The following is a 24,131-nucleotide window of genomic DNA, read 5'->3' as shown; positions in this document are numbered from 1 at the left end:
ATACGTCTGCCATGCGAGACTGGATGCAAAATAAATCGCGCACCTGAGAAGTGCTGGGTGGACGACGGTGCACGCGCAGGCGCGGTTGCATCCAACCACGCAAGCGGACCGTATATGCCAGACGACACAACGATTCCACGCGTACTTTCATGGTGATCCTGCTCAATTTCCGCCGTGCTGATTGGCCACGGCCTGACACCGGCGCACGTTTGAATGGGCGCAATACGCGCTGTCATGCCCTGGCATTGGAGCGCGCATGTCGATGACCCGCCTGACTCGTCGAGCATGGCTGGCTGCGGCACTATCAAGCCTGACCGGCTGCTCCGGCTTGGATGTTCTGAATGCGGTATCCAAGTCAGGCGCCAGTCTTCCGACGCTGGGGTTGGCGTACGGCGATAACCCACGACAGAAGCTGGATGTCTACCGACCTGTTCAACCTGTGGCGGGGCCCGCGCGCGCGATCGTGTTTTTTTACGGCGGGTCTTGGCGAGATGGTGCACGCACGGACTACGCCTTTGTCGGCGAGGCGCTGGCGGCGATCGGTGCGATTTCCATGGTGGCCGACTATCGGCTGTATCCGGAAGTCAGCTATCCAGGCTTCCTGGAGGACTGTGCTGCTGCTACGGCCTTCGCGCGGCGCTGGCTCGCGCAGCAGGGCTACGCAGATGCACGCCTGTTCGTCGCAGGCCATAGCGCGGGTGCCTACAACGCGGCCATGCTGGCTACGGATTCGCGCTGGCTGGGGGCGCAGGGGATCCGTACCGATTCGCTTTCTGGCTGGATCGGAATGGCAGGCCCGTATAACTTCTTACCGATCCAGACGGCTGACATACTGCCCGTGTTCAATCATCCGCACGAAACGCAAGACAGCCAGCCGTTGTTTCATGTGGATCAGCGTTGGCAGCCACCCGCGCTTTTACTTACCGGAGAGCATGATGCCTATGTTGACGTGCGACGCAACACGCTCTCCCTGGCCGAACGATTGATGAAGTATCGGCATCCGGTTGCGCTCAAGGTCTACCCGCGCCTGGATCACAAGACGCTGGTGGCAGCCCTCGCACCGCCTCTGCAATTTCTTGGGCCGGTGCTGTCCGACGTGGCGGACTTCATCTCCAAGGCGTAGCGCTTGGTACGGGCGGCCCAGCGCGCTCATGATTTCGGCGGCACGAGCAACCTTCCCTGGCCGCCATCCACGCCGATCTGCTGGCCAGTGATCCAGGAGGCGGCGGCGCTGAGCAGGAATTCCGCAAGCGCCGCAGTGTCGTCGCCTTGCCCGAGTCGGCCCAGCGGGTTGGCATTTGCAAGTCGCTCTGCAACTGTTGGGGAACCGGTCAGGCGAGCTGACATGGCTGACGTGGTCAGCCCCGGATGAATGCAGTTGACGCGGATACCACGGTCCGCGTACGTCGCAGCCGCAGACTGCGCAAGCGCACCGACCGCTGCCTTTGCACTGGCAATGGCTTCATGGTTCGGGAAACCGGCCGTCGCGGCGACGGAACCAATCAACACCGCGCTCGCCCACGTCTTGTGAGCGATGGCCTGCTGCACGAACAGGCGCAGCACATTCCACGCCGAGACGAAGTTGGTATCGAGTGCGTGCTGGAGTTCGTCATCCGACGTCAGGTGGAGCGGCCTGATGACAATAGACCCGACACAGTGCGCCAGTCCCTCGGGCGCACCGAACCGTGCAATACCGGCCTCGAGGGCAAGCTGTGCGCTATTCCGGTCGATTGTGTCAGCGGGGCAAACCAATACCTCCGGCGACGCAAGCGAAGCGGCAAGCGTCTCCAGTCTCTCCCGATTTCGCGCCGTCAGGACCAGTGGTGTTCCTGCGTGGTTCAATCGTCTCGCGAGGGCATTGCCGACAGCGCCGCTGGCGCCTGTAATCCACACAAATCCCATGGATGCTTCCTCACGCGTTCCGACCTCGATTCCCTCAAACCGCCTGCGACAGCGCGCGGTTCACCAACCGTTCCTGACGCACAATTTCTGCCAGGGCGGTCTCGAGCAGTTGCACCGCGCGATTCGCGACGGTGCCAAGGCGGTGGTGTAGCAGGGCATCAGCAGGCGACTGCGATCTGCACTCATCGCTGTAGCGTTGAAACGCGCTGAGTTGCAGTACAAGCTCGGCAAGATGCCGTGGGCATTCGCACTGAATGGCTGACGAAATATCTGCGAGAGTGGCAAGGGCTTTGTCGTCGAACCGGCGCATCGCGCGCGGCCCGGTGCCGGCATTCAGCATGTCTGCCTGTCGATGAGCCGTCGCCCAGTCAGCGAGTTCGGCGATCAGTTGTGCGGGCCTGGCCTGCGTGTCGGCTTGGCCGATGGCGCGCACTCCCGCAAGACCCGCCAGTTCAATTGCGCGACGGGTGCCGAATGCGTAGACCACGCTAACCGCTTTTGCATGTAAGCCTTCTGCCAGTGCCACGATGCGTGCGACCGTCTCGACATGCAGGGAAGTGACGGAGGCAAACAGCGCATCCGCTGTCTTCCCGGTATCGGCGTATTGGGACGCTTCCTCGATGGAACCGGCACGCATGCAGATGCGCATGCTGCCAAACGCCGATCCTGCGCTCGGCATGTCTGCGGGGCCAACGACCAGGAGAGAGAGCGTCTCGGGCAACTCCGGCGGTGTGCTTTCCCGTGACAGCATGAGTGCTTTCAGTGCCTCCCAGTCGAGGCCGGCGATTGCGCTGATGGGGTGCCCTTGATCCACGAGGGTCTTGATCAACCGCAGCCGCTGCAAGTCGTCGTCTGAGTAGAGACGTTGACCTGAAGGGGTCTTTGGGGGGGAGACCACTGCGTATCGGCGTTCCCAGATCCGCAACGTGGCGGCGGGCATCCGTGCCAGACGGGCGGCTTCACCGCTTCGATAGCGACGTGGCTCCATTGAGGTGTTGTGCTTTCCCACGATCTCTCCTGATCACAGCATGAGGCTAGTGGCTGAATGCATCAGAAGACAAAATCTTTTGGCGCGATGAAATGTGTGGCTGGCACGTGAGTCGAGAATGCGTTGATATTGGTGGCCGAATTCGCAACCAGCAGGGCGCAGCAAACCCCTTGCTTCCCTATACTCCACGGCATCGTCACAGCAATGCCGAGCGTTGATGCCATCGGCCGAGTTCGTTTCATGAATCTGGGTGTCGCAATTCAAGGCGGCTGGCGCGGCCACGCGTGCCCTCCTGGTGCCGAGGCGCAGGTGGCAGAGCCGTCCAGCAGACAAGGCAAAAGGTGAGATACATGCACGACGATCGCACCGCTTCTTGGATCATCCATCTGTTCAAACGCATGTGGTGCCGGTGGTGTCTGTGGAAACACCTGCCGCCGTCGACAGGGGTAACGCGAGGGCGCCGAGGGCGCTTGCAACTGCTGGGCGTGATGATGGCTTGCGGAGTCTTGGTGACGGCCTGCGCTCCGATCAGTCCTCCGCAGGGCATCTACCCAGTCGCACCGTTCGATCTCCAGCGCTATGAGGGCCGGTGGTACGAGCAGGCGCGGCTGGATCACGCGTTCGAGCGCGGCTTGACGGATGTTTCGGCAACGTACGAGTCGCAGCCTGACGGTAGCGTGCGCGTGGTGAACCGCGGCTTTGATCCCACCACCGGAATGTGGCGGCAAGCGATCGGCAGGGCCTTGTTCACGGGGGATCACAGCACCGGCTCTTTGAAGGTCTCGTTCTTTGGGCCCTTCTACGGCGGCTATCACGTGGCGGCACTCGATCCCGACTACCGTTGGGCGCTCGTCGTGGGGCCGGATCGCAGCTACTGCTGGATCCTGGCGCGCGACAAGCATCTTGACCCGGTGCAGCGCGAGTCGGTCGTTGCGCGGGCGCGCGGGCTCGGCATCGACACCGCGGCGCTGATCTGGGTGTCGCACGAACGTCAGGACCCAGTCCCAGCCAGATAAGTGGGTGTGCTGCGATGACGTTCACCGTGGTCTGGTTCAAGCGTGATCTGCGGGGGCATGACCATGCCGCGTTGCTCTATGCACCAGCAGCAAAGTCTTGATGTCTGACCTCACGCATGCACAAGAAGCAGAACCTGCCGAGCAAGCAGTGCCCTCAATGTGGTTTGCCCTTTGTCTGGCGCAAGAAGTGGGCGAAGACCTGGGACGGGGTCAAGTACTGTTCAGCACGGTGCCGTCAGGCGCGCAAACGGGTTACCGGGGAAGAGGGGGCGGCTTGAGTACGGTGCTGTTCTGGTTTCGCAGCGATCTGCGTCTGCACGATCAGCCTGCACTGCGTGCCGCATGCACGAGTGGCGCCCGGTACGTCGTGCCGGTGTACTGCCATGCGGACTACGATGAGCCGACCCCGTGGGGGTTCACTCGCGTCGGTCATCATCGCCGTGCAGTGCTGGCGGCGGCCCTGCGCGACGTGGATGGTCAGCTTGCCCGCCTGGGGAGCCGCTTGCTTCAATGCAGGGGGGCGGCCTGCACCACGCTTCCTGCGCTGGCACGCGCTGTAGGTGCCACCGCCGTGGTGTGCGAGGAGATCGCCGCCCCGCAAGAGCAGGCCGAGGTCGAGGCGCTGCGCAACGCCGGTTTGCGGGTCCATACCCTGTGGCAGAGCAGCCTGCTTGAGCCCGGTGACTTGCCGTGGGCCGTGCACGCCTTGCCCGGTACCTTCACACCCTTTCGCCAGGAGGTGGAGCGCTTAGGGGTTAAACCGCCTGTGCCCCTCAAGCTGCCAGCACGAATCCCGCCATGGCCTCCGGGCGTCGACGTCCCACCCAGCCTGTGTTGCAGTTTGGCCGCGGACAGCGTCAAGCGCCGCCCCCAGGATATGCGTTCGTCATTCCCTTACGGCACCCCTGCGTTTGACGGTGGAGAAACTGCCGGCTTGGCCCATCTGACGCAGTATTTGGCGCGCAAACTGCCGCACAGCTACAAGCGCACCAGAAACGCGCTGACTGGTGTCGACTACTCGAGCAAATGGTCACCGTGGCTTGCCACCGGCGCGTTGTCCGCGCGCAGGATCATGGCCGAGCTCCGGCAGTTCGAGGCAACGCATGGCGCCAACGAGGGCAGCTACTGGTTGTGGTTCGAGCTGCTGTGGCGGGACTACTTTCGCTTCCTGCATCTGCAGCACGGGCGTCGGCTGTACCGGGCACGCGGGCTGGTGGAGCACCCTAAGGTGCGACATAACGCCAAGGCGTTCGAGCGTTGGTGCCAGGCGTGCACGGGCGAACCACTGGTGGATGCTGCAATGCGTGAGCTACAGACGACGGGATACCTCAGCAACCGGCTGCGGCAAGTTGTGGCCAGCTACCTGATCCACGAACTCGGGTGCGACTGGCGTGCGGGCGCGGCCTGGTTCGAAGCGCAACTGGTGGACTATGACGTCTACAACAACCAGGGCAACTGGCTGTACATCGCGGGTCGGGGGACTGATCCGCAGGGAGGGCGGCGCTTCAATATTCAGAAGCAGTTGTCGCAATACGATGCAGAGGGGCAGTACCTTCGCCTCTGGGGGACACCGTGATGGATGGCGCCAAGACTGTGAGGCTGGTGCTCGGCGATCAGCTCAACCCACAGCACTCGTGGTTCGCTGAGGTGGACCGCGATGTGGTCTATGTGCTCATGGAGGTGCGTCAGGAAACGGACTACGTGCTGCACCATGCGCAAAAAATCCTCGCCATATTCGCGGCCATGCGCGACTTCGCTCGGCACCTTCTGGCGCAAGGCCATCGGGTGCACTACCTGTCCATCGACGACGCGAGCAACACACAGTCGGTGACGGGCAACCTCGCTGCGTTAGCCCAGCGGTATGAAGCCATACGCGTGGAATGGCAGTCCGCCGACGAATGGCGGCTCGATGCCCAACTGCGCGCCTGGGCGGCCAATCAGAGCCTGACCACGCATGAAGCGGACACAGAACACTTCATGACGGGGCGGCATGATTTGGCAACGATGTTTGCGGGCCGCAAACAGTGGCTCATGGAACGGTTTTATCGGGATATGCGCCGGCGCCATCATGTCTTGCTGGACGACAACGGCAATCCGGAAGGGGGACAGTGGAACTTCGATCACGACAATCGCAAGCCGTGGCGCGGCACGCCGAGCGAACCCGTTGACGCGCGTCCTAGCCACGACCATCGCGATTTGTGGGCCACGCTGGAGCGCAGTGGCGTGAAGAGCTTTGGCGACCCACAGGCCGCGCAGTTTCGCTGGCCCTTGAATCGCGCGGAGGCGCTGGCATGCCTGGAGGCGTTTGTCGTGCAGACGCTACCGTACTTTGGCGATTTTGAAGACGCGATGAGCAGCACCAGCCCGAGGCTGTTCCATTCGCTCCTGTCGTTCGCCTTGAACGTGAAGATGCTCAGTCCGCGCGAGGTGATCGTTCGGGTGGAAGCCGCATATCGGGAGGGTGGGGCACCACTGTCTGCTGCCGAGGGTTTCATACGCCAGATCCTTGGCTGGCGCGAATACGTGCGCGGCATCTATTGGGCGCACATGCCCGGATATGATTCCTGCAACGCGCTTGATCATCAGGCGCCGCTGCCATCGTGGTTTTGGAGCGGCAACACGCGGATGCGTTGCCTGCAGCTGGCAATCGGCCAGTCTTTGCAAACGGCGCATGCGCATCACATTCAGCGCCTCATGGTGATTGGCAACTTCGCGTTGCTGGCAGGCATCGCGCCTGCCGAGGTACACCGCTGGTACCTCGGTGTCTACATTGATGCCTTTGAGTGGGTGGAACTGCCGAACACGGTTGGCATGAGCCAATGGGCCGACGGTGGACGCATCGCCACCAAGCCGTATGTGAGCAGTGCGGCCTATCTCTCGCGCATGAGCGATTACTGCAAGGGGTGCCACTACGACAGCAAGCAGCGCGTTGGTGAGCGAGCCTGCCCGTACAACGCTTTGTACTGGGATTTCTTCATGCGTCACGCAGCGGTATTCGGTCGCAACCCGCGTCTTGCGATGGTGTATCGCCAACTCGCCAACATGCCGGCAGAGGCGCTCGATGCACTGCGAACGCATGCCGCTAGCGTGCGTGCGCGGCTGGAAACGTTATAGAGCAACGTGCCAAGCCGGCTGACCCGATCCTCCCCTCAACATGACCCCTGAACAACCGTGCGTATATTGCTGACCGGCGGCACCGGCTTGATTGGGCAAGCGCTTTGCCATGATTGGAAGATGCAGGGCCATGAGCTCGTTGTCTGGAGCCGCACTCCGCAACGCGTGCCAGCGCTGTGCGCCGGCGCAAAGGGTGTTGCCGCGCTGCGCGAACTGGATGGCGCCGAGCCGTTCGATGCGGTAGTCAACCTGGCCGGCTCACCCATTGCCGACCGCCCGTGGACCGCGCAGAGACGCAGGGTCCTATGGCGCAGCCGTATCGACCTCACACGTGAACTCGTGGATTGGCTTGGCCAGCGTGTGCGGCGGCCTCGCGTGTTGCTCTCGGCTTCCGCCATCGGCTGGTATGGAGACCGCGGGAACGCGCCCCTGGATGAGGACAGCCGCCCGGGCGAAGGTGACTTTGGCAGTCAGCTTTGCGTGGCGTGGGAGCAAGAAGCCCAGCGCGCCGGGCAGCTCGGCATGCGAGTCGTCCTACTGCGCACAGCCCCGGTGCTTGCCCGTCATGGCGGCATGCTGCCGAGGCTACGTCTGCCGTTCAGCATGGGGCTTGGCGGCCGCCTTGGTAGCGGCCGGCAATGGATGCCGTGGATTCATCTCGACGACGAGGTTGGCCTGATCGACTTCCTATTGCAGCAGGAAGACTGCCGGGGCGCATTCAACGCGTGTGCGCCGCACCTTGTCTGCAATACGGAATTCGCTCAGACCTTGGCGCGGGCACTCAACCGCCCGATGCTCTTGTCCGTTCCCGCATGGGCGTTGCGAATCCTGATGGGGGACATGTCGATCCTCTTTCTTGGGAGTCAGCACGTTAAGCCCCGGCGAGCGATGGAAGCGGGCTACCGATTCCGCTTTCCTTACCTTGAAGGTGCACTGACTGACCTGTTTACGGTCATGAAAACCGGCGGTGTCGGCGTGTCAGACGACGCTTCTCAATAGCGCGTGCGCCGCAATCGCTACCGCACACCGCAGGTTGCGTTTACGCGGTGGTAACCCTGTTCGCGTGGGGCCGTGTACTCGTGCAGCCGGTGGCTCGCGGCCGCAGTACACGGGCCCGCGCCTACCTCACCCCACCGAGCTCTCGTTCCGGGACGTGACGGCAACCGTGGTCGGCGAATCTGCGAGTGGCACAAAGCGGCGTGTTGTGCCGTCGAGCGCATCGATGCTGCCAGTCTCGATGTCATATACCCAGCCGTGCAGATTCATTCGGCCTTGCGCGAGCGCCAATGCAACCGAAGGATGCGTGCGCAGGTTTGCTAGCTGTGCGATGACGTTCTCGCGTACGAGTCCGTCAAGTTTGGCGCGAGGCGAGTCGAATTCATGCGCGGCGTTGATCGCTTTTGCAGCATCGGAATGCCTTAGCCAGTTGGCCACTGCTGGCAGATGATCGAGGCAGGTGCAGCGCGAGATGGCCCCCATCGCACCGCAATCCGAATGGCCGCAAATGACGATGTCGCGCACACCGAGTACAGCGACCGCATACTCGACCGTAGCCGAAACACCCCCTGGCTCCGGACCGTACGATGGCACGATGTTGCCGGCATTTCGGATCACGAAAAGCTCGCCCGGTTCGCGCTGCGTAAGCAGCTCAGGGACGACGCGGCTGTCGGAGCATGTCACGAACAGCGCCTTGGGGCTTTGTGATGTCGCCAGTTGCTTAAAAAGTTCGATGCGCTGCGGAAAAACGTCGCGCTGAAAGCGCAGGAAACCGTCAATAATGTCACGCATGGCGTTCTCCGAGTTTGGTGGTGAGATGCCGACATGACCATCGAGGACGTGTCACGCCGGCGCAGCCGATATTGTCATTGATATTGCGTGGCGAGCCAATGCCATTGGCTGTGTGTGCCTTTAGCTCGATAGGCGCCAGACACGTCCCTCGGCAGTGACATATAGCGTTTCATCCGGTGTGGGAGGCGCTGTCCACAAGCCCGTGAATTCACCGAACGCTGGCAGTAGTGCGCAGCCCAACCCAAAGCGAAAGCACGGCAGTCGCAGCCGATCCCGCCCGCGGCCACTGATGACAACGCCCGGATGCACGTGTCCGGCGATCACGTAGTGGCCAGGCACCGCTTGCGGTTCGTGGCACAGCGCGAACGGCCCGACTATCCAGGGTTCTTCCACCACGTCGATGCGAAGGCTGGCTGGTGGGTCGCCCGCATGCCTATCGTGATTGCCGCGGACCAGCGTGCAGACAACGTCGGCATGCCGCTCACGCCAGTCGGCCAGAGAACCCACTGCAGCATGCGCTTCGCGCGCGTGCAGCAGATCGCCCAGCCACGCTATATGCACCACTGGCAGTCGTTCCAATATGGCGTCCAGCCGCGCAATGGCCTGCGCCGTAGTGCCGGCGGGAACAGGCACACCGCGTGCGCGAAACGTCGCCGCTTTGCCGAAATGCGCATCCGCCACCATCAGCATGCGCTGCGCAGGCCACCACAGCGCACGCTCCGGCAGGAGCCACACGGTGTCACCTCCACACTGAATGACGAGATCCTGGCGCCCGGTCATAGCAACGGAAGCGGTTTTGACGCCTTGCGCGGTCGGCGGGTATGTCGCCGGCTGCGCTTGCCGGCATCATCCGCAGACGCGGTCATTCGTAGCGCGGCCTGCACGTCGGTGTCGATCACCGGACGCTCTGCCGCGTCCGGATCGGTCGGCTCGGGTCCGGCGGCATGTTCGGCATCGGCCAGCATGCGGGCGAGGCGATCGGCCAGTTTCTCGGTGGATAGCTGCTCCCGAAAGCGCTCCACCATCAATGGAAAGGCAAATGGGGAAGGGTGCTTCAGCTCGCACACCTGCAGGCGCAGGCCATGCATACGCACGAGGGCGGCTTCGATGCGATCGAGATCCAGCTCCTGGCGCAGCACCTCGGTTTCCGCCTGCGTGAGCAGGAGGTTGCCTGGGTCATGGCGCCGGAATACCTCATAGAACAGGCCGGAAGACGCCTGCAACTGGCGAGTGCTCTTGTGCGCGCCAGGGTACCCCTGAAACACCAGGCCCGACACACGCGCAATCTCGCGAAAGCGACGTTGGACAAGCTCACCGGCATTGAGGCTGGCGAACACGTCCTGCATGAGCGTGTGCGTAGCAAACAGGTCACCGTTGGCGAGCAGCGCGGGCCAGTCAATGCGCGTGGCCGACAGGAGCTCGAGACCGTAGTCATTGAACGCTACCGAGAACGTGCTGGGCGCGCGGTTGGCTGCCCGCCAGGCAAGCAAGCTCGCCAGCCCCAGATGTGCATGTCGCCCGGCAAATGAATACAGGAAGAGGTGCCAGCCTTCGCGCGAATGCAGGGTTTCGGCCACGAGCGTGGCTGTGCTGGGCAGCGCAGACCAGCGCGCCTGCAGTTCGAGCAGCGGGCGCGCGGCTTCCATCTCGGGGCTCTCGAAGCGCCCGTGCGCCGCGGCATCCAATTGTGCGACCACGGCGTGCGCCAGCTCGGTGGACAGCGGCATGCGGCCGCCGTTCCAGCGCGGCACCGCTGCGCGTTTGCCGCTGGCACGGCGCACATAGGCAGCCATGTCCTGCACGCGCACCAGTTCCAGCAGCCGGCCGGCGAACAGGAAGTTGTCGCCCGGGCGCAGTCGCGCGATGAACCCTTCCTCGATCGACCCCAACGCACTGCCACCGGCAGCGCGCCACCAGCGCACGTTCATGGTGGCATCGCTGACAATGGTGCCGATGCTCATGCGATGACGCCGTGCGAGCCGCGCATCGGGCACGCGCCAGACACCGTGCTCATCGGGGGTGACGCGGTGGTAGTCCGGATACGCCGTGAGCGAGTGGCCGCCCTGGCGTACGAAGTCGAGCGTCCATTGCCATTCGTCATCGCGCAGATCGCGGTAAGCCCATGCGCGGCGCACTTCCTGAAGCAACGCATCGGGCACGAAGCCGCCGCCCAGCGCCACTGTCACCAGGTGCTGGACGAGCACGTCCAGTGGCTTGTGAGGCGACGTGCGGGCTTCGACATGGCCGGACATGGCCGCCGCGCGCGCGGCAGCTCCCTCCACGAGTTCCAGGCTATGCGTGGGTACCACGGTCACGCGCGAATGCCTGCCCGGCGCATGGCCCGATCGTCCTGCCCGCTGCAGCAGCCGCGCTACGCCCTTGGGGGAGCCGATCTGCAGCACGCGTTCAACGGGGAGGAAATCCACGCCCAAGTCCAGGCTCGATGTGCAGAACACGGCCTTGAGCAAACCCTGCTTGAGCCCGGTCTCGACCCAGTCCCGCGTCGCACGATCCAATGAGCCATGATGCAGCGCGATCAACCCTGCCCATTCCGGTCGGGCATTGATGACCGCCTGATACCAAAGCTCTGCTTGCGACCGCGTGTTGAGAAACACCAATGCGGTGCGAGCGCTTTCCAACTCTTGGACCACATGCGGCAGCATTGCCATGCCCAGGTGGCCCGCCCAAGGAAACCGTCCCACGCCGGCAGGCAGCAACGTGTCGATTTCCATGCGCTTGGGCAGGTGGCCCTGAACCAGCGTGCCGGTGGAGGGCGTGCCGGCATCGCTCAGTGCATCCATGGCTTGTGCCAGATTGCCGAGCGTGGCCGACAGGCCCCACACCACCAGCTCGGGCGACCACGTTCGTAGGCGGGCCAGTGCAAGCTGCACCTGCACGCCGCGCTTGTTGCCCACCAGTTCGTGCCATTCATCGACGACCACCACGCGTACCGAGCCCAACGCATCACGCGCATCGGCACGCGTGAGCAGCAATGAGAGGCTTTCTGGCGTGGTGACCAGCGCGGTGGGCAAGCGACGCGACTGGGCGGCACGCTCGGCGCTGCTGGTGTCGCCGGTGCGCAGGCCCAATGTCCAGTGGGGTGCCAGTGCCTGTGCCGCATCCGTCAGTGCGCGCGTGGTGTCAGCGGCCAGCGCGCGCATGGGCGTGAGCCATAGCACCGACAGCGGCGGTGCCCCGCCACGCCCGCGCACCTGTGCCAGCCGCTGCAGCGCCCCCAACCAGACGGCGTAGGTCTTGCCCGCGCCGGTGGTGGCGTGCAGCAGACCCGATTCACCGCGCGCCATGGCAGACCATACCTGGCGCTGGAACGGCATCGGCGTCCAGCCGCGCGCGGCAAACCACGCATCGAGGTCGGGCAGGGCGGGCTCGCTCATGGCGGGGGCAGCAGGCTTTCCAGCGTCTGCAGCGTATCCGCTTCTGCGACCGGCTTGTCCTGCCGCCAGCGCAGCATGCGCGGAAACCGCACCGCAATGCCGCTCTTGTGGCGGGCGCTGCGGGCAATGCCTTCAAAGCCAAGTTCGAATACCAGCGTCGGGGTCACGCTGCGCACGGGGCCGAAGCTCTCCACGGTGGTTTTGCGGATGAGGGCGTCGACCTGGCGGATCTCCGCATCGCTCAAGCCCGAGTACGCCTTGGCAAAGGGCACCAGTTTTCGCGCGGGGGCGTCAGGCGGGGCATCCCATACGGCGAAGGTGTAGTCGGTGAACAGACTGGCACGGCGCCCGTGGCCGCGCTGCGCGTAGATCAGCACCGCATCGACCGAGAGCGGGTCGATCTTCCACTTCCACCACACGCCCACGTCTTTGGTGCGGCCTACGCCGTAGCGTGCGTCGCGCCGTTTGAGCATCAGCCCCTCTACACCGAGCTCACGCGAGGCTTCACGCTGGCGCGCAAGGTGCAACCAATCGTCTCCCTGCAGCAGTGGCGAGAGTTTCAGCGCCGGGTGGGCAAACGCGGCGATCACGCGTTCAAGTTGCGCGCGCCGCTCGCCTTGCGTCCGCTCACGCCAATCCTGCCCCTGCCATTCAAGGAGGTCATAGGCCAGCAGCACGGCAGGCGCATCGCGCAACACCCGCGCGTTCAGCGTTTTTCGGCCGATGCGTTGCTGGAGCAGTGCAAACGGCTGCACGCGGCCTTCGCGCCAGACCACGATCTCGCCGTCGAGTACCGTACCCGCAGACAGGATGTCCGCCATGGTCGCCAGTTCCGGAAAGCGGTCCGTGATGAGCTCTTCGCCACGCGACCATACCCAGGTGTTGTTGGCGCGACGCACGAGTTGCGCGCGGATGCCATCCCATTTCCATTCGACCTGCCATTCGCTGGGCGGACCGAGCAGCGCGTCGAACGCCTCCAACGCCGCCTGCAACGGGTGCGCAAGAAAAAACGGGTACGGATGCCCGGCGTCGAGCGTATGGCCGTCGACGCTTGCATCGGCCAACAAGGCGCGGTAACGCTCGGCAGTGGGCGGCTGGCCGATGTCGGTATAGCCCATCAACCGCTGCGCCACATGCTTCGGGTCGGTGTCGCCAACTTCCGCCAACGCCCGTGTCACCAGCAGTTTCGATACGCCCACCCGGAATGCACCGGTGATGAGCTTCATGAGCACCAGTCGGGCATGCAATGGCAGGCCCCGGCACAATGCGGCCAGGCGTGGGAGCACCAGTTCGGGCGCCTGGCCGCGCAGTGGCAGCAGTCTGGTTTCTACCCATTCGGCCAGGCTGGCGTCGTCTTCATGGTTGGGCTCCGGAAGCACCAGGGCGATGGTTTCAGCCAGATCGCCCACCGCTTGATAGCACTCGTCGAACAACCATGCTGGCAAGCCCGACGCAGTTTGGGCGAAGCTGGCCAGCACACGCACGGGCACAAGCTGTCGAGGTTTGCCTCCTGCCAAGAAGTACACCGCCCATGCGGCGTCAGCGTCCGGGGCAGCGCGCAGATACTTCACCAGTGCGGCGAGTTTGGCGTTGCTCGATGTGGTTGCATCGAGCTGCGCATAGAGATCGGCAAACGCTTTCATGGCCGAGGGTGTTCCAGCGGTTCTGATGACGCGGTAGCGTCGCGCGCTTCAGCTGCATCGTCCTCGTCGCCATATTCGGTGGCGAAGGCGCGGGCGTCCCGTCCGCCTTCACACAACCAGCGCACCATCGGTGCAACCTGCCCATGCGTAACGTAGACACGTCCGGCCCCCGTGGCTTCAATGGCCTGCAGCAAGCCAGGCCAGTCAGCATGGTCCGACAGCACAATGCCTCGGTCGACACCGCGACGCCGCCGTGCGCCGCGAAGCTGCATCCAACCACTGGCAAAGGCATCTGCGTAGTCGCCAAACCTGCGCATCCACGGCGTGCGCTGCGCGGATGGTGGCGCCAGCACCAGGGCTCGACGCAGATCAGCACGATCCACCTCGGTCGCAAGCTGCGTCTGGGGTAGCGCAACGCCGGCTTCCCGATACGCCGCATCGATTTGCAGCATGGCACCGTGCGAAACAATCGGCCCGATACCGGCATCGAGTCCAGCAAGAATGCGTTGTGCCTTGCCAAACGCGTAGCAAAACACGACGCTGGTGCGGCCCGCCTCAGCATTGCTGTGCCACCAGGCATTGAGTTGCGCAAAGATTTCGGCCTGAGGCCGCCAGTGATAGATCGGCAGTCCGAAGGTGGATTCAGTGATAAAGGTGTCGCAGCGCACCGGTTCGAACGGTGCGCAGGTGCGATCTGCCTCGACTTTGTAGTCACCGGAAACCACCCAGACCGCATTGCCATATTCCAGCCGGACCTGTGCTGACCCAAGAACATGCCCCGCCGGATGAAAGCTCACCCGGACACCGTTGTGGACGATGGACTCGCCATACGGCAGGGTTTGCAGAGGGAGATCGTCGCCCAGGCGAGCGCGCAATACACCCGCGCCGGGTGCAGCGGCAAGATAGTGCTGATGGCCGATGCGAGCGTGGTCGCTATGCGCGTGCGTGATGATCGCGCGATCTACCGGTCTCCATGGGTCGATAAAGACATCACCTTGCGGACAGTACAAACCTTTAGATGTTGAGATGATCAAATCTGACGGGTGCATTTGCGCCGCAATGTGATGGCCCAGTGAGAGATGAATCTTCTGCGATTGCCCTGCGCAGTGGAGCAGGCGCGGTTCTATGGAACCGGTCGGCGCGCGTTCTTAATGAATGCACCAACGCATGGCGCCAGCTGAAACAGGACAGCGACGTCGGCGTCGCAACAACGACGTTCCCGGTAGGGTGCCACCTTTTCTAGGTTACCGTGCCAACAATCGCCAAAGCGTTCTCTGTTGCAGATTTTCTAACGCAAAGCCAATACGCGTGAGACATGTGCATCGGTCATGAGGCGCTTATGGATCCTTTCGAGAGCTTGCGGTTCTTTCGTATGATCGTCGAGGTCAGAAGCTTCAGTTGGGCGGGGCACATGTTGGGGGGATTGCCGGCTGCCCTTGATCCAGTTGAGCCGTCCTGCCGTGCAGAGCAGGGCCTGGCGTTCGAGATGCAGCGGCTTTGCGGCAAGAGGCCACAAGCACCGCTGCCCTGCCTGGTGGCCTTCGTCTGCAGAATTGACTGGCGTACGCGCGCTTTACGGTGTTCGGGTGCCACGTAGAGCACCTCGGCAGACTTTCGTTGACGCGGTCCTCAGAACTTGTGGCGCATGCCGACAGCCACACCCACCATGCTGGTCTGGCCAGCACCCGGGTAGTAGCCGTTGACGAAGCCCACCGCTGAAGTATCGAAATTCAACCCGGCATTTCTGACATAGGCGGTCGTCAGGTAGACATCGGTGCGCTTCGAGAGGTTGTAATCAGCGATGAAACTGATTTGCCAAGGGTTGGATTGACTCAATGGTTTTCCTGCCTTCGACAATTGCAGGCTCTTGACCTGGTCGTAGTCGTACTCCACCGTGAGCATGAGCGCAGACGTCACCTGGTAGTTGATGCCGGCCCACCACAAATCGTCCCGAATGAGCGTGGCGCTATTGGAGAAATCGGTCCGTCCCCAGCGGTACCCGGCAATCAACTTGGCTGGACCCACGAGGTAGCTCGCAGCGGCGGCGAGCTTCTTCGAGCTGCCGTAGCCGGTGTCCCCGAACGGTGCGAGCGATGGGTTGTAGGCGTCGTAGGCCAGCGCAGCACCGAACGCATTGCCTGCGTAGTTCAGCCCCGCACCGTAACCGCTGTCGCGCTTGAACTGCCCTGGCACCTCACCCGCACCAAAGACGCCGTTGCCGAAAGACCAGTGGGCAATCGCGGTGACGCCACCAAACGTGCCGGTGTACTTGGCTGTGTTGTCTGACCGGAAGTTCAGCCCAGTCATGGCCACGACGGGCTCGTACTGGGTGGCATAGGCGGTTGGCGAAAAGTTGGCCAGCGTATCGAAGATCGCGGTGTACTGCCGACCGAAGGTGAACTTGCCGAACCCGGTGTCCAGGCCGACAAACGCTTGCCGGCCGAAGAGCCGACCGCCCTGCTGGAGCTTGCCGTCATCGACGCCGAAACCACTCTCCAGCACAAAGAGGGCTTTGTTTCCGCCGCTGAGATCGTCTTCTCCGCGCAACCCCCAGCGCGATCCGGAGAGTGCCCCCGAACTCAACGCCACTCGGCTGGCAGCTGGCCCAGGATACCCCGCGCTCCCCGGTGCAATTGACGACATCTTGTTGACATACTCAATGTTGGTGTCGAGCACGCCGTAGAGCGTGACACTGGATTGCGCGAGCGCGGCACCTGCGCAGGTCGCCAGCGACACGGCGGCGATGGTTTTCAATTTCATGCTGTGTTGTCTCCTCGTTTTTTTAGGTGGCCGTTCTAAAGCAACTACTGGGTTTGCCTTCCGGTGACATCAAGAAAATGCCGATGCCACTGGCCCGGCCAGGAGCTCACTGAGCGTGGCGGAGTCCTCAAGGCTCTCCAGCTCCAGCAGACAAGTCTCGATGGCGCGCTGACGCGGTGCTGGCAGCAGGCCGTCCGTGAGCCGGCGGTATTTCGTTACCACCTGGTCACGGCGCATTGGCTGCAACGCAGACTTCGGTGCCGGTTGCTCGGCCTGCAGCGCGGTGCCGTCACGCAGACGGATACGCAGGCGGGTTCGGCCGCGACCCAGCGGGCCGGCACTGTCGAACGCGCTGTCGTGGTGGGCGCGAATCCGTGGAATGAGCGCCCAGACATCGTCACGATCAATGCGCTCCGGAGCGAACTGCCGGACCATGGCTTCGCCATCGAGGAGGGCAACCGCAAGCGCATAGGCAATGTTCATCTGCGCCGCAATGGGCGTAATCGGCCGCTCGAGCTCCCACCAGCCGTGGTGGTAGACGGCGTGAGACAGATCGACATCGATGCTGTCGATCTGATCTGGACGTAGCTGATGCTTGGCGATGAGATCAAACAGCGCATCGAGCCCCGAGTGCAATCCGCCCATGGCGGCGTGGGCCTTGAGCACGATGGTCGGCGTTTCCCAGTGTTCGCCAAGGCCATGGGCGATCTGCGTGGCATCGGGCGCGTGCCCCTCACCAAAGGTTGAGAGGAAGCCGCCGTAATCACGCTCGAACACGCGCTGGATGCCGGTGTACCCGCTCGCCGCCAGGTGCGCTGCGTAGAGCCCGTTGCGTGCGGCAAAGCCGTGATGCATGCGCTTGGACATCGCCTCGTATTGCGCCGCCATCAACCCCGCAGACTGCGTTGCAGCCAGTCCAAGCGCATCCTCAAATGCTGCGGTGTCCAGTTGGAGCAACACACCGCTGGCGGCCGCGGACGCATGCGTGCCAAAGACAGCCCCCGAATGCCAGCCGCGCGAGAGCATCTGGCCGCCATGCAGCGCCAGGCCCACACGGGGTCCCACCTCGAATCCGGCAATCGCGGCGGCCAGCAAGCGCTCGCCACTCACACCGCCCAGCTTTTCCGCCGTGGCCAGCAACGAGGGCAACACCAGAGATGCGCTGTGCAACGGCGCGAGCGGGTGGAAATCATCCAGCTCGAAACCCTGGATGAAGGTGCCATTCAGCAACGCTGCGACAGGCGCAGTGGTCTTGCGGCCCCAGCCGATGACATTGCATGGCCCTTCGGCTTCCAGCCCAAGGACGGACTCGACGGCAATGCGCGACCAGGGTAACTGTGCGCCGACCAGCGCGCAGCCGACGCCGTCCAGCAGCAGCAACCGTGCGCGTTCGAGCACGGCCTCGGGCACCGTGCTCAGTGTGAAGTTGGCCAGCCATGTGGCGAGTTGCCCGGTCGGCCCTGTCGGGTCGCTGGCCTGGCGTGGAGCATGTACGTTCATCTTGTTTTCCATGTGGTTCAAAACCGTTCGAAGACACCATTCAGGCGGCCTCGTGCCAGCACCGCCCCATCCAGGCGGTCGAGCACGTCCCGTAGCCTCGGCGGCTCGGAGAACAGCAGTGCCCGGTTCAGGGCCAGCAATTGAAAGCTGTATCGATGTGGGCCGTGTCCGGGCAGGGCTCGCGGGCCCGCGTAGATCGCCTTGCCAAAGCTGTTGCGCCCCAGCGATGCGTAGGTGTTCGTTGCGGCATTCAGTGCGCTCTCAGGCAGCCCAACCGATGTCGGCCGGATGCCAGTGGCGACCAGGTGCACAAACGGCCGGGGCAGAGGCGCGTCGGCATCCTCGACAATCAGGATCAGCTCCTGGGTGCCGGGCGGGACGTTGTGCCATGAAAGGCCGGGCGATCGGTTTGCGCCCACACCGTGGCCGGCATGCGCGATGGGAATCGACTGCCCTTCGCTGAAGCTCTCGCTGCGCAATTCCAGCAGCGCTGGTGCCGATGAGACGGCTGGGTGATACCAGGCCAGGCGGTCTTCACCGGCCCGCTGCCCTTTGAGCAAACGCCCCAAGACGCGGCCTAGCATGACTTGCCTCGCCCGTCGAACTGGACACCCGAGAGATTCCACACCCACGGCCGACGCTCCCGATCGGCTGCCTGCCATGCGCGAATCAAGTCGTCTTCCAGCAGGGTGCCGCCCACTTCGTCCAGGCCTTGCAGGAGCATGTCTCTGCGCAACGCGTCGATCTCGAAGTTCCAACTCCGGCCGTCGACCTCGATGACCTGGCGTTCAAGGTCGACTGTGAATGATTTGGCTTGACGCGCAAGCGTTGTCAGCTCGTTGACTTGTGCTTCGTCCAGCGTGAGCGGCAGGACGCCGTTCTGAAAGCAGTTGTTGTAGAAGATGCTCCCGAAGCTCGGGGCGATCACGCAGCGATACCCCATGGAGAGCAGGGCCCAGACGGCGCTTTCGCGCGAGGAGCCGCAACCGAAATTGGCGCCGCTGACAAGAATGGATGCGCCGTTGAATTCGGGCCGCGCTGGAAGAAACTCCGGATCAGGGGTGCCGTCGGCGAGGTACCGGATTGCCTCAAAGGCATACTGGCCCAGCTCGTTTTGGGGCACCGTGGTCAACCGTTCGATGCGGATGATGACGTCGGTGTCCAGGTTGGCGCGTGGCAATGGCGCCGCCAAACCGACGAGCGTTTTGAAGGGTTGCATGGTCAGAGGCTCCGGATATCGATCAGGGTGCCGGCGATGGCAGCGGCGGCGGCCATCGCAGGGCTTGCCAGGTGGGTGCGCGCGCCCGGCCCTTGGCGGCCAACGAAATTGCGGTTGGACGTAGAGACGGCCCGGGCACTGGATGGAACGCGTTCGCCATTGGCGGCAACGCACATGCTGCAGCCCGGTTCACGCCATTCGAACCCGGCGTTCTTGAACACCACGTCGAGCCCTTCGGCCTCGGCAGCGCGCTTGACCAGCTCGGAGCCCGGGACCACCCAGGCCGTCACGCCGGGCGCCACCTTCTTGCCCCGGACCACACTGGCCGCATCACGCAGATCCGATAGGCGCGAATTGGCGCAGGACCCGATGAAGACCCAATCCACCGGCGTGCCCGCCAATGGCTGGCCTGCATCCAACCCCATGTACTCCAGCGCGGTGCGCCACGCTTCTGCGCGCGCTGCATCCCCAGCCGTTTCCGGGTCTGGGATGCGGCCATCGATCGACATGGCTTGATCTGGGCTTGTGCCCCACGTCACGGTTGGGGGCACCTCCTTTGCATCGCACTGCACTTCGCAATCGAACACGGCATCGGCATCGCTGGACAACGCGCGCCAGTCCTCCACGGCACGCTCGAACAACTCGCCTTGCGGTGCGAAGGGCCGATCGCGCAAGTAGGTGAACGTCGTGTCGTCCGGCGCGATCTGCGCGTATTTGGCACCCAGCTCGACGGCCAGATTGCACAGCGTCAGACGGCCTTCGATAGACATGTCCTCAATGGTCTGCCCCGCGAACTCCACGGCATACCCGACGCCTGCGGATGCGCCGAGCTTGGCGATGAGGTGCAGTGCAAGGTCTTTGGGCGTCACGCCTACCGGCAGAGTTCCTTCCACGCGCACGCGCATGCGTAGCGGCTTCTGCTGGCGCAACGTCTGGGTAGCGAGCACGTGCACGATCTCGGACGAGCCGATACCGAATGCCAGCGCACCCAGGCCGCCGTTGGTGCAGGTATGGCTATCACCGCACACCAGCGTGGTGCCGGGCAGCGCGATCCCCAGTTCGGGCGCCATAACGTGAACGATGCCCTGGCCGGGCTGCCCCAGATCGAACAGGCGAATGTGTCCGTTCTGACTTCCCTGCTTCAGGCCGGCCCAGAGCATGCCGCCGAGGGGGTAGGTCTTCTCGGTGCGGCCCGGCGCGCTGGAGACCACGTGGTCCGGCGTTGCAAAGCACAGCTCCGGGCTATGCGGCGGCAGCGTTCGCTTGGCCAGCTCGCCGAGTGCGGGTGCCCCCGAAAGATCGTGCAGCAGGTGCCGATCGATATGCAGCAGAGCCCATCCGTCGCCCAGGTCCTTGATGACATGGGCATCCCATACTTTGTCGAAAAGCGTACGTCCCATGGCTCACCCTTGATGGTTTTGTTGGAAGCGTTGCCGCAGTGCGCTCCATTCGTCCGAGCCAAAGCGGCGGAAGAACTCAGCGACGCTCGCGTCGATCTTGAGCGGTGGCATCTGGCCGGTTTGCCGGACATCTCGCAGAACGGCATCACCCGCTTCCATGGTTGCCTTCAACAGCAGGCCAGGAAGGATGACCATGCGGTAGCCCAAGTCCTGCGCCTGGGCAAACGGCAGCAGCGGCGTGCGCCCCGCGGGCACCAGGTTGAGCAGGCAGGGACCCTTCACCTCGCGCGGAATGGCCGCGACTTCCTCCAGCGTGCGAGGCGCTTCGACAAACGCCATATCCGCGCCCGCTTCAATGGCCAGATTGGCGCGCTCGATGGCCTCGTCGAGGCTGACGACGGCGCGTGCGTCGGTGCGGGCGATGATCGTGAAATCCGGATTGCGCCGCGCGGCGACAGCCGCTCGGATCTTGGCGATGTATTCATCGCGCTCGACGATCTCCTTGCCATCCAGATGGCCGCAGCGCTTGGAGAAAACCTGGTCTTCCAGATGGATGGCTGCAACGTTGCGCGCTTCGAACTCGCGTACGGTGCGCGTGACATTCAGTTCATTGCCATAGCCGGTGTCCGCATCGGCGATGAGGGGAATGTCCGCCGAGCGCGCGATCACGGCGGCGTTGTCGACCATCTCACTCATGCCGAGCAGGCCGAAGTCGGGGAACCCGCGCGCGGCGGCGGTACCGGCGCCGGTCATGTAGACGGCAGCGAATCCTGCCTGCTGGATCAGGCGTGCGGTCAGTCCATCGTAGGCCCCTGGGGCGACCACGATCTCTGGTCGAGCGAGCAGTTGGCGTAATTGGTTTGCAGCGTTCATGGATAACTCCTGGCGTGGTTCTTGAAAGGCGGGCACTGGAAGCCCGCGCAGATGGTCGGGCCGGGTCGCATTACCGGCTGATGTCTTCGAGGGAGCGTCCTGCGGTACGGGGGCCGAGCAAGCCAATGCTCAAGGCGACGATCAGCATGCAGCCGACGATCAGTCCGACCGCACCGGGCACACCGGCGTACTTCAGACAGGCGGCGATGAGAAACCCGCTCAACGCGCCAGAGACACGGCTGATCGAGTAGACAAAGCCGATCGCCATTGCCCGGCTGCGTGTCGGGTACAACTCGGCCTGGTACGCATGGAAACCCAGCGAGATCAAGGTTCCGCAGAGCGTCAGCAAAGCACCCGTGATGAGAATGGCGAGCCCGCTGTCGAGATTGATGAACATCACGCCGGCGGCGGACATCACCAACGCTGCGGCCACAATCAGCCACTTGCGCTCGACACGGTCGGCAAAGCTCACCGCCAGCAGCGGGCCGAGCGGCGCCACAAACGAGACCATCAGCCCGTATTCCAGACTCGATGACAGCCCCACGCCGCGGTGCACCAGGAAGGTCGGCATCCAGTTGGAAAAGCCATAGAGGCCAATCGCCTGGGCGGCGTGGAAGATGACCAGCATCACGGTTCGGCGTCGGTACGGTGTTTGCCAGATCTCGCGGAAGGAGGCTCGCTCGCCCACCGCAACCGCACGGGGTGGCTGAGGAATCGGCAAGGAGCGGCCGCTCTGTTGAAGCGCTTTTGCTTCCATGCGTTCCACCACGGCGGTTGCTTGCTCCAATTGGCCATGACTGGCCAACCAGCGCGGGCTTTCCGGCAGCCCCAGGCGCAGCAGCCAAACCAGCAATGCTCCTGCGCCGCCAAGCAGGATCACAACGCGCCAGCCTTCCAGGCCAAATACCGAGCGTGGCACGAGCAACCAGGCGACCAGTGCAACGGAAGGCACCGCGAGATAGGAGATCACCGTGCTCACCGCAAATGCCCGGCCGCGGATGCGCGCGGGCACCAGCTCACTCAGGTAGGCATCGATCGTGACGAGTTCGACGCCAAGACCAATGCCGGTCATCAGTCGCCAGAAGTTGAGCCCCACCGCATCGTGCTGGAACGCCATGCACACGGCCGACACCGAGTACCAGAGCAGCGCGACCGTGAACACGGAACGTCGCCCGAGCCGGTCAGCGACGGAGCCGAAGGCCAGCACGCCGATCAACAAGCCAAGAAATGTCGCCGCGATATAGCTCGCTGCGCCGTTGAAGGCAAAGAACCCCTCGGTGGTGGCGCTCAGCACGCCGCTCTTGATGATCCCTGGCAGCACATAGGCCGTGGAGAAGAGTTCGTAGAACTCAAAGTAGGCACCCAACGACAACAACAACACCAAGCTCCAGATGCTGCGCGTCGCCGGAAGGCGGTCGATGCGTGCGGCCAACTCGCCGGCAGTGAGGCGGGCGCTGGAGACCTGCGTCTCCCGCATTGCCGACAGCGTCTGATGGGTCATGGTGTCTCCGTGTATCGATGTGGCTATCCGGGTCGGGCCGTCACCACAGTTTATGTTGTCATGTCATTATGATGTGATACACATAACACCGCAAGGAAAAGTTCGGCTAAGCTCCCGCCGTCAAGGGAGATGCGCTAAAGATGACCTCAAATGTGAATTCAACTGCACTGAAACGTAGCCCGGGCACGTCTTTGCATCGCCAGATGTTCACCGTGCTGCGTGATCAGATCGTCCGCGGTCAGTACCGCTCGGGAACGATGCTTCCGAAGGAAGAAGAGCTGTGCGCGCTGTTTGACGTATCGCGCATCACAGTGCGGCGCGCGTTGGCCGATCTGGAAGCCGAAGGGCTGGTGGAAAAGCGGCAGGGGAAAGGCACGTTCGTCCGGCTTGAGCTACCCGCAATGCGCCCGATGGCAACGCTGGGGTTCATCGAATCACTGCGTCAGATTTCTGGCGATACCCAGGTGGAAGTGCTCAGCCTGGAGCACCCCGTGGCGGGCGGCGACATCGCGCAACTTCTGAACGTCGATGACGATTCGCGCCTGTTGCATGTCACGCGTTTGCGGCGAAAGGCTGCGGTGCCCGTGATGATTACGGAAGCCTGGGTGCCGGAGGCCTATATAGGCGAAGTCAATCAGGCTGACCTGGAAGCGCAACCGCTCTTTGAGTTGCTAATGCAGCGCGGTGTTCGGTTCGACCGCGTGGTGCAGGAATACACAGCCATCGCCGCGTCGCCGCTACAGGCCCGATTGCTCCAGGTGCCGCCGGGGCAGCCGCTCATGCGCATCAACCGATTGATCTATGACGAGCAGAAGCGGCCCGTTCAGTACCTGGCCGTCGTGATGTCGCCGGAGCGCAGCCGAATCCTCATGGATTTCGAGATCGGCGCTATGAATACGCTCGCGGCCGGAACCATCGTGCATGACGTAGCCACGTGATGACGCACCATTGCCCCATGTCCGGGCTTCGACCACCCGGACAAACGCGTTCGTTGCGGCAAGGCGGACCATGTTATGCGGCTCCAATGCGTGG

At 63.4% G+C, this 24,131-nt stretch carries 21 protein-coding genes; 6 read left to right on the top strand and 15 right to left on the bottom strand.

The window, feature by feature from the left end; translation table 11 throughout:
- Positions 1 to 262: 262 nt before the first annotated feature.
- Positions 263 to 1,123 carry an alpha/beta hydrolase gene (locus tag V6657_RS25975; RefSeq protein WP_048931622.1) on the top strand — a complete coding sequence of 287 codons (861 nt, stop codon included), beginning with the start codon at positions 263 to 265 and terminating at the stop codon, positions 1,121 to 1,123.
- 26 nt (positions 1,124 to 1,149) lie between these two features.
- Here V6657_RS25975 and V6657_RS25970 read toward each other — a convergent pair whose 3' ends face one another.
- The 3 genes from V6657_RS25970 to V6657_RS25960 are packed head-to-tail and all read right to left on the bottom strand — an operon-like array spanning position 1,150 to position 3,114.
- Positions 1,150 to 1,902 carry an SDR family oxidoreductase gene (locus tag V6657_RS25970; RefSeq protein WP_048931437.1) on the bottom strand — a complete coding sequence of 251 codons (753 nt, stop codon included), beginning with the start codon at positions 1,900 to 1,902 and terminating at the stop codon, positions 1,150 to 1,152.
- 34 nt (positions 1,903 to 1,936) lie between these two features.
- Positions 1,937 to 2,911 carry a MerR family transcriptional regulator gene (locus V6657_RS25965; protein ID WP_248694745.1) on the bottom strand — a complete coding sequence of 325 codons (975 nt, stop codon included), beginning with the start codon at positions 2,909 to 2,911 and terminating at the stop codon, positions 1,937 to 1,939.
- 41 nt (positions 2,912 to 2,952) lie between these two features.
- Positions 2,953 to 3,114 (bottom strand): hypothetical protein, encoded by a 162-nt coding sequence (locus V6657_RS25960; protein ID WP_160315266.1) that lies wholly within the window; start codon positions 3,112 to 3,114, stop codon positions 2,953 to 2,955.
- A gap of 264 nt (positions 3,115 to 3,378) precedes the next feature.
- Between V6657_RS25960 and V6657_RS25955 the strand changes: the two genes are divergently transcribed.
- The 4 genes from V6657_RS25955 to V6657_RS25940 all read left to right on the top strand — a co-directional run bounded on the left by V6657_RS25955 (position 3,379) and on the right by V6657_RS25940 (position 8,019).
- Positions 3,379 to 3,906, top strand: a complete 528-nt coding sequence (locus V6657_RS25955; RefSeq protein WP_248694758.1) for a lipocalin family protein — start codon at positions 3,379 to 3,381, stop codon at positions 3,904 to 3,906.
- A 100-nt stretch (positions 3,907 to 4,006) separates the two neighbouring features.
- A complete protein-coding gene (locus V6657_RS25950) occupies positions 4,007 to 5,482 on the top strand; it encodes a DASH family cryptochrome (RefSeq protein WP_248694744.1) in 1,476 nt (491 codons plus the stop codon).
- Entirely contained in the window at positions 5,482 to 7,020 is a 1,539-nt protein-coding gene (locus V6657_RS25945) for a cryptochrome/photolyase family protein (protein WP_048931435.1), read from the top strand. Before V6657_RS25950 ends, V6657_RS25945 begins: the two co-directional genes overlap by 1 nt.
- A 57-nt stretch (positions 7,021 to 7,077) precedes the next feature.
- Positions 7,078 to 8,019, top strand: coding sequence for a TIGR01777 family oxidoreductase (locus V6657_RS25940; RefSeq protein ID WP_048931434.1), 942 nt, complete (start codon positions 7,078 to 7,080; stop codon positions 8,017 to 8,019).
- 126 nt (positions 8,020 to 8,145) lie between these two features.
- Here the strand turns inward: V6657_RS25940 and V6657_RS25935 are convergent, their stop codons facing one another.
- From V6657_RS25935 to V6657_RS25880, 12 genes are all read right to left on the bottom strand, one after another.
- A complete protein-coding gene (locus V6657_RS25935; RefSeq protein ID WP_021193767.1) occupies positions 8,146 to 8,808 on the bottom strand; it encodes a carbonic anhydrase in 663 nt (220 codons plus the stop codon).
- Positions 8,809 to 8,928: 120 nt separating this feature from the next.
- On the bottom strand, positions 8,929 to 9,588 hold the full coding sequence (gene pdeM / locus V6657_RS25930) for a ligase-associated DNA damage response endonuclease PdeM (RefSeq protein WP_048931433.1): 660 nt from the start codon (positions 9,586 to 9,588) through the stop codon (positions 8,929 to 8,931).
- The gene (locus V6657_RS25925; RefSeq protein WP_048931432.1) at positions 9,585 to 12,203 is read right to left on the bottom strand and encodes a ligase-associated DNA damage response DEXH box helicase; all 2,619 of its coding nucleotides are present in this window, start codon (positions 12,201 to 12,203) and stop codon (positions 9,585 to 9,587) included. The genes pdeM and V6657_RS25925 overlap by 4 nt, the downstream gene beginning before the upstream one ends.
- Complete coding sequence (locus V6657_RS25920) at positions 12,200 to 13,846, bottom strand: ATP-dependent DNA ligase (protein WP_048931431.1); 1,647 nt, start codon at positions 13,844 to 13,846, stop codon at positions 12,200 to 12,202. Before V6657_RS25920 ends, V6657_RS25925 begins: the two co-directional genes overlap by 4 nt.
- Positions 13,843 to 14,895 carry a ligase-associated DNA damage response exonuclease gene (locus tag V6657_RS25915; RefSeq protein ID WP_048931430.1) on the bottom strand — a complete coding sequence of 351 codons (1,053 nt, stop codon included), beginning with the start codon at positions 14,893 to 14,895 and terminating at the stop codon, positions 13,843 to 13,845. The genes V6657_RS25920 and V6657_RS25915 overlap by 4 nt, the downstream gene beginning before the upstream one ends.
- Before the next feature lie 580 nt (positions 14,896 to 15,475).
- Positions 15,476 to 16,606, bottom strand: coding sequence for a porin (locus V6657_RS25910; RefSeq protein WP_048931428.1), 1,131 nt, complete (start codon positions 16,604 to 16,606; stop codon positions 15,476 to 15,478).
- 69 nt (positions 16,607 to 16,675) lie between these two features.
- Positions 16,676 to 18,106, bottom strand: a complete 1,431-nt coding sequence (locus tag V6657_RS25905; protein WP_048931619.1) for an MmgE/PrpD family protein — start codon at positions 18,104 to 18,106, stop codon at positions 16,676 to 16,678.
- Between the two features lie 17 nt (positions 18,107 to 18,123).
- Complete coding sequence (locus tag V6657_RS25900) at positions 18,124 to 18,690, bottom strand: YbhB/YbcL family Raf kinase inhibitor-like protein (RefSeq protein WP_048931427.1); 567 nt, start codon at positions 18,688 to 18,690, stop codon at positions 18,124 to 18,126.
- Positions 18,684 to 19,325, bottom strand: coding sequence for a 3-isopropylmalate dehydratase small subunit (gene leuD, locus V6657_RS25895; protein ID WP_048931426.1), 642 nt, complete (start codon positions 19,323 to 19,325; stop codon positions 18,684 to 18,686). Before leuD ends, V6657_RS25900 begins: the two co-directional genes overlap by 7 nt.
- Before the next feature lie 2 nt (positions 19,326 to 19,327).
- Positions 19,328 to 20,725 carry a 3-isopropylmalate dehydratase large subunit gene (gene leuC, locus V6657_RS25890; RefSeq protein WP_048931425.1) on the bottom strand — a complete coding sequence of 466 codons (1,398 nt, stop codon included), beginning with the start codon at positions 20,723 to 20,725 and terminating at the stop codon, positions 19,328 to 19,330.
- 3 nt (positions 20,726 to 20,728) lie between these two features.
- Positions 20,729 to 21,598 carry an isocitrate lyase/PEP mutase family protein gene (locus V6657_RS25885; protein WP_048931424.1) on the bottom strand — a complete coding sequence of 290 codons (870 nt, stop codon included), beginning with the start codon at positions 21,596 to 21,598 and terminating at the stop codon, positions 20,729 to 20,731.
- A gap of 70 nt (positions 21,599 to 21,668) precedes the next feature.
- Positions 21,669 to 23,099 (bottom strand): MFS transporter, encoded by a 1,431-nt coding sequence (locus tag V6657_RS25880; protein ID WP_048931423.1) that lies wholly within the window; start codon positions 23,097 to 23,099, stop codon positions 21,669 to 21,671.
- 203 nt (positions 23,100 to 23,302) lie between these two features.
- Between V6657_RS25880 and V6657_RS25875 the strand changes: the two genes are divergently transcribed.
- Positions 23,303 to 24,037, top strand: coding sequence for a GntR family transcriptional regulator (locus V6657_RS25875; RefSeq protein WP_021193780.1), 735 nt, complete (start codon positions 23,303 to 23,305; stop codon positions 24,035 to 24,037).
- The last annotated feature ends 94 nt before the right edge of the window (positions 24,038 to 24,131 follow it).

The sequence above is a fragment of the Ralstonia sp. RRA genome (genome assembly GCF_037023145.1).
Classification (GTDB): Bacteria; Pseudomonadota; Gammaproteobacteria; order Burkholderiales; family Burkholderiaceae; genus Ralstonia.
This window is presented reverse-complemented; position numbering and strand designations above follow the sequence as displayed.

Bases quoted from the DNA above. Each gene is read 5' to 3' on its own strand.
- V6657_RS25955 (WP_248694758.1), top strand. From the start codon at position 3,379: ATGATGGCTTGCGGAGTCTTGGTGACGGCCTGCGCTCCGATCAGTCCT.
- leuC (WP_048931425.1), bottom strand. From the start codon at position 20,725: ATGGGACGTACGCTTTTCGACAAAGTATGGGATGCCCATGTCATCAAG.
- V6657_RS25910 (WP_048931428.1), bottom strand. From the start codon at position 16,606: ATGAAATTGAAAACCATCGCCGCCGTGTCGCTGGCGACCTGCGCAGGT.
- V6657_RS25925 (WP_048931432.1), bottom strand. From the start codon at position 12,203: ATGAGCGAGCCCGCCCTGCCCGACCTCGATGCGTGGTTTGCCGCGCGC.
- V6657_RS25885 (WP_048931424.1), bottom strand. From the start codon at position 21,598: ATGAACGCTGCAAACCAATTACGCCAACTGCTCGCTCGACCAGAGATC.
- leuD (WP_048931426.1), bottom strand. From the start codon at position 19,325: ATGCAACCCTTCAAAACGCTCGTCGGTTTGGCGGCGCCATTGCCACGC.
- V6657_RS25915 (WP_048931430.1), bottom strand. From the start codon at position 14,895: ATGCACCCGTCAGATTTGATCATCTCAACATCTAAAGGTTTGTACTGT.
- V6657_RS25875 (WP_021193780.1), top strand. From the start codon at position 23,303: ATGTTCACCGTGCTGCGTGATCAGATCGTCCGCGGTCAGTACCGCTCG.
- V6657_RS25950 (WP_248694744.1), top strand. From the start codon at position 4,007: ATGTCTGACCTCACGCATGCACAAGAAGCAGAACCTGCCGAGCAAGCA.
- V6657_RS25935 (WP_021193767.1), bottom strand. From the start codon at position 8,808: ATGCGTGACATTATTGACGGTTTCCTGCGCTTTCAGCGCGACGTTTTT.
- V6657_RS25970 (WP_048931437.1), bottom strand. From the start codon at position 1,902: ATGGGATTTGTGTGGATTACAGGCGCCAGCGGCGCTGTCGGCAATGCC.
- V6657_RS25900 (WP_048931427.1), bottom strand. From the start codon at position 18,690: ATGCTAGGCCGCGTCTTGGGGCGTTTGCTCAAAGGGCAGCGGGCCGGT.
- V6657_RS25975 (WP_048931622.1), top strand. From the start codon at position 263: ATGACCCGCCTGACTCGTCGAGCATGGCTGGCTGCGGCACTATCAAGC.
- V6657_RS25880 (WP_048931423.1), bottom strand. From the start codon at position 23,099: ATGACCCATCAGACGCTGTCGGCAATGCGGGAGACGCAGGTCTCCAGC.
- V6657_RS25945 (WP_048931435.1), top strand. From the start codon at position 5,482: ATGGATGGCGCCAAGACTGTGAGGCTGGTGCTCGGCGATCAGCTCAAC.
- pdeM (WP_048931433.1), bottom strand. From the start codon at position 9,588: ATGACCGGGCGCCAGGATCTCGTCATTCAGTGTGGAGGTGACACCGTG.
- V6657_RS25905 (WP_048931619.1), bottom strand. From the start codon at position 18,106: ATGAACGTACATGCTCCACGCCAGGCCAGCGACCCGACAGGGCCGACC.
- V6657_RS25960 (WP_160315266.1), bottom strand. From the start codon at position 3,114: ATGGCATCAACGCTCGGCATTGCTGTGACGATGCCGTGGAGTATAGGG.
- V6657_RS25920 (WP_048931431.1), bottom strand. From the start codon at position 13,846: ATGAAAGCGTTTGCCGATCTCTATGCGCAGCTCGATGCAACCACATCG.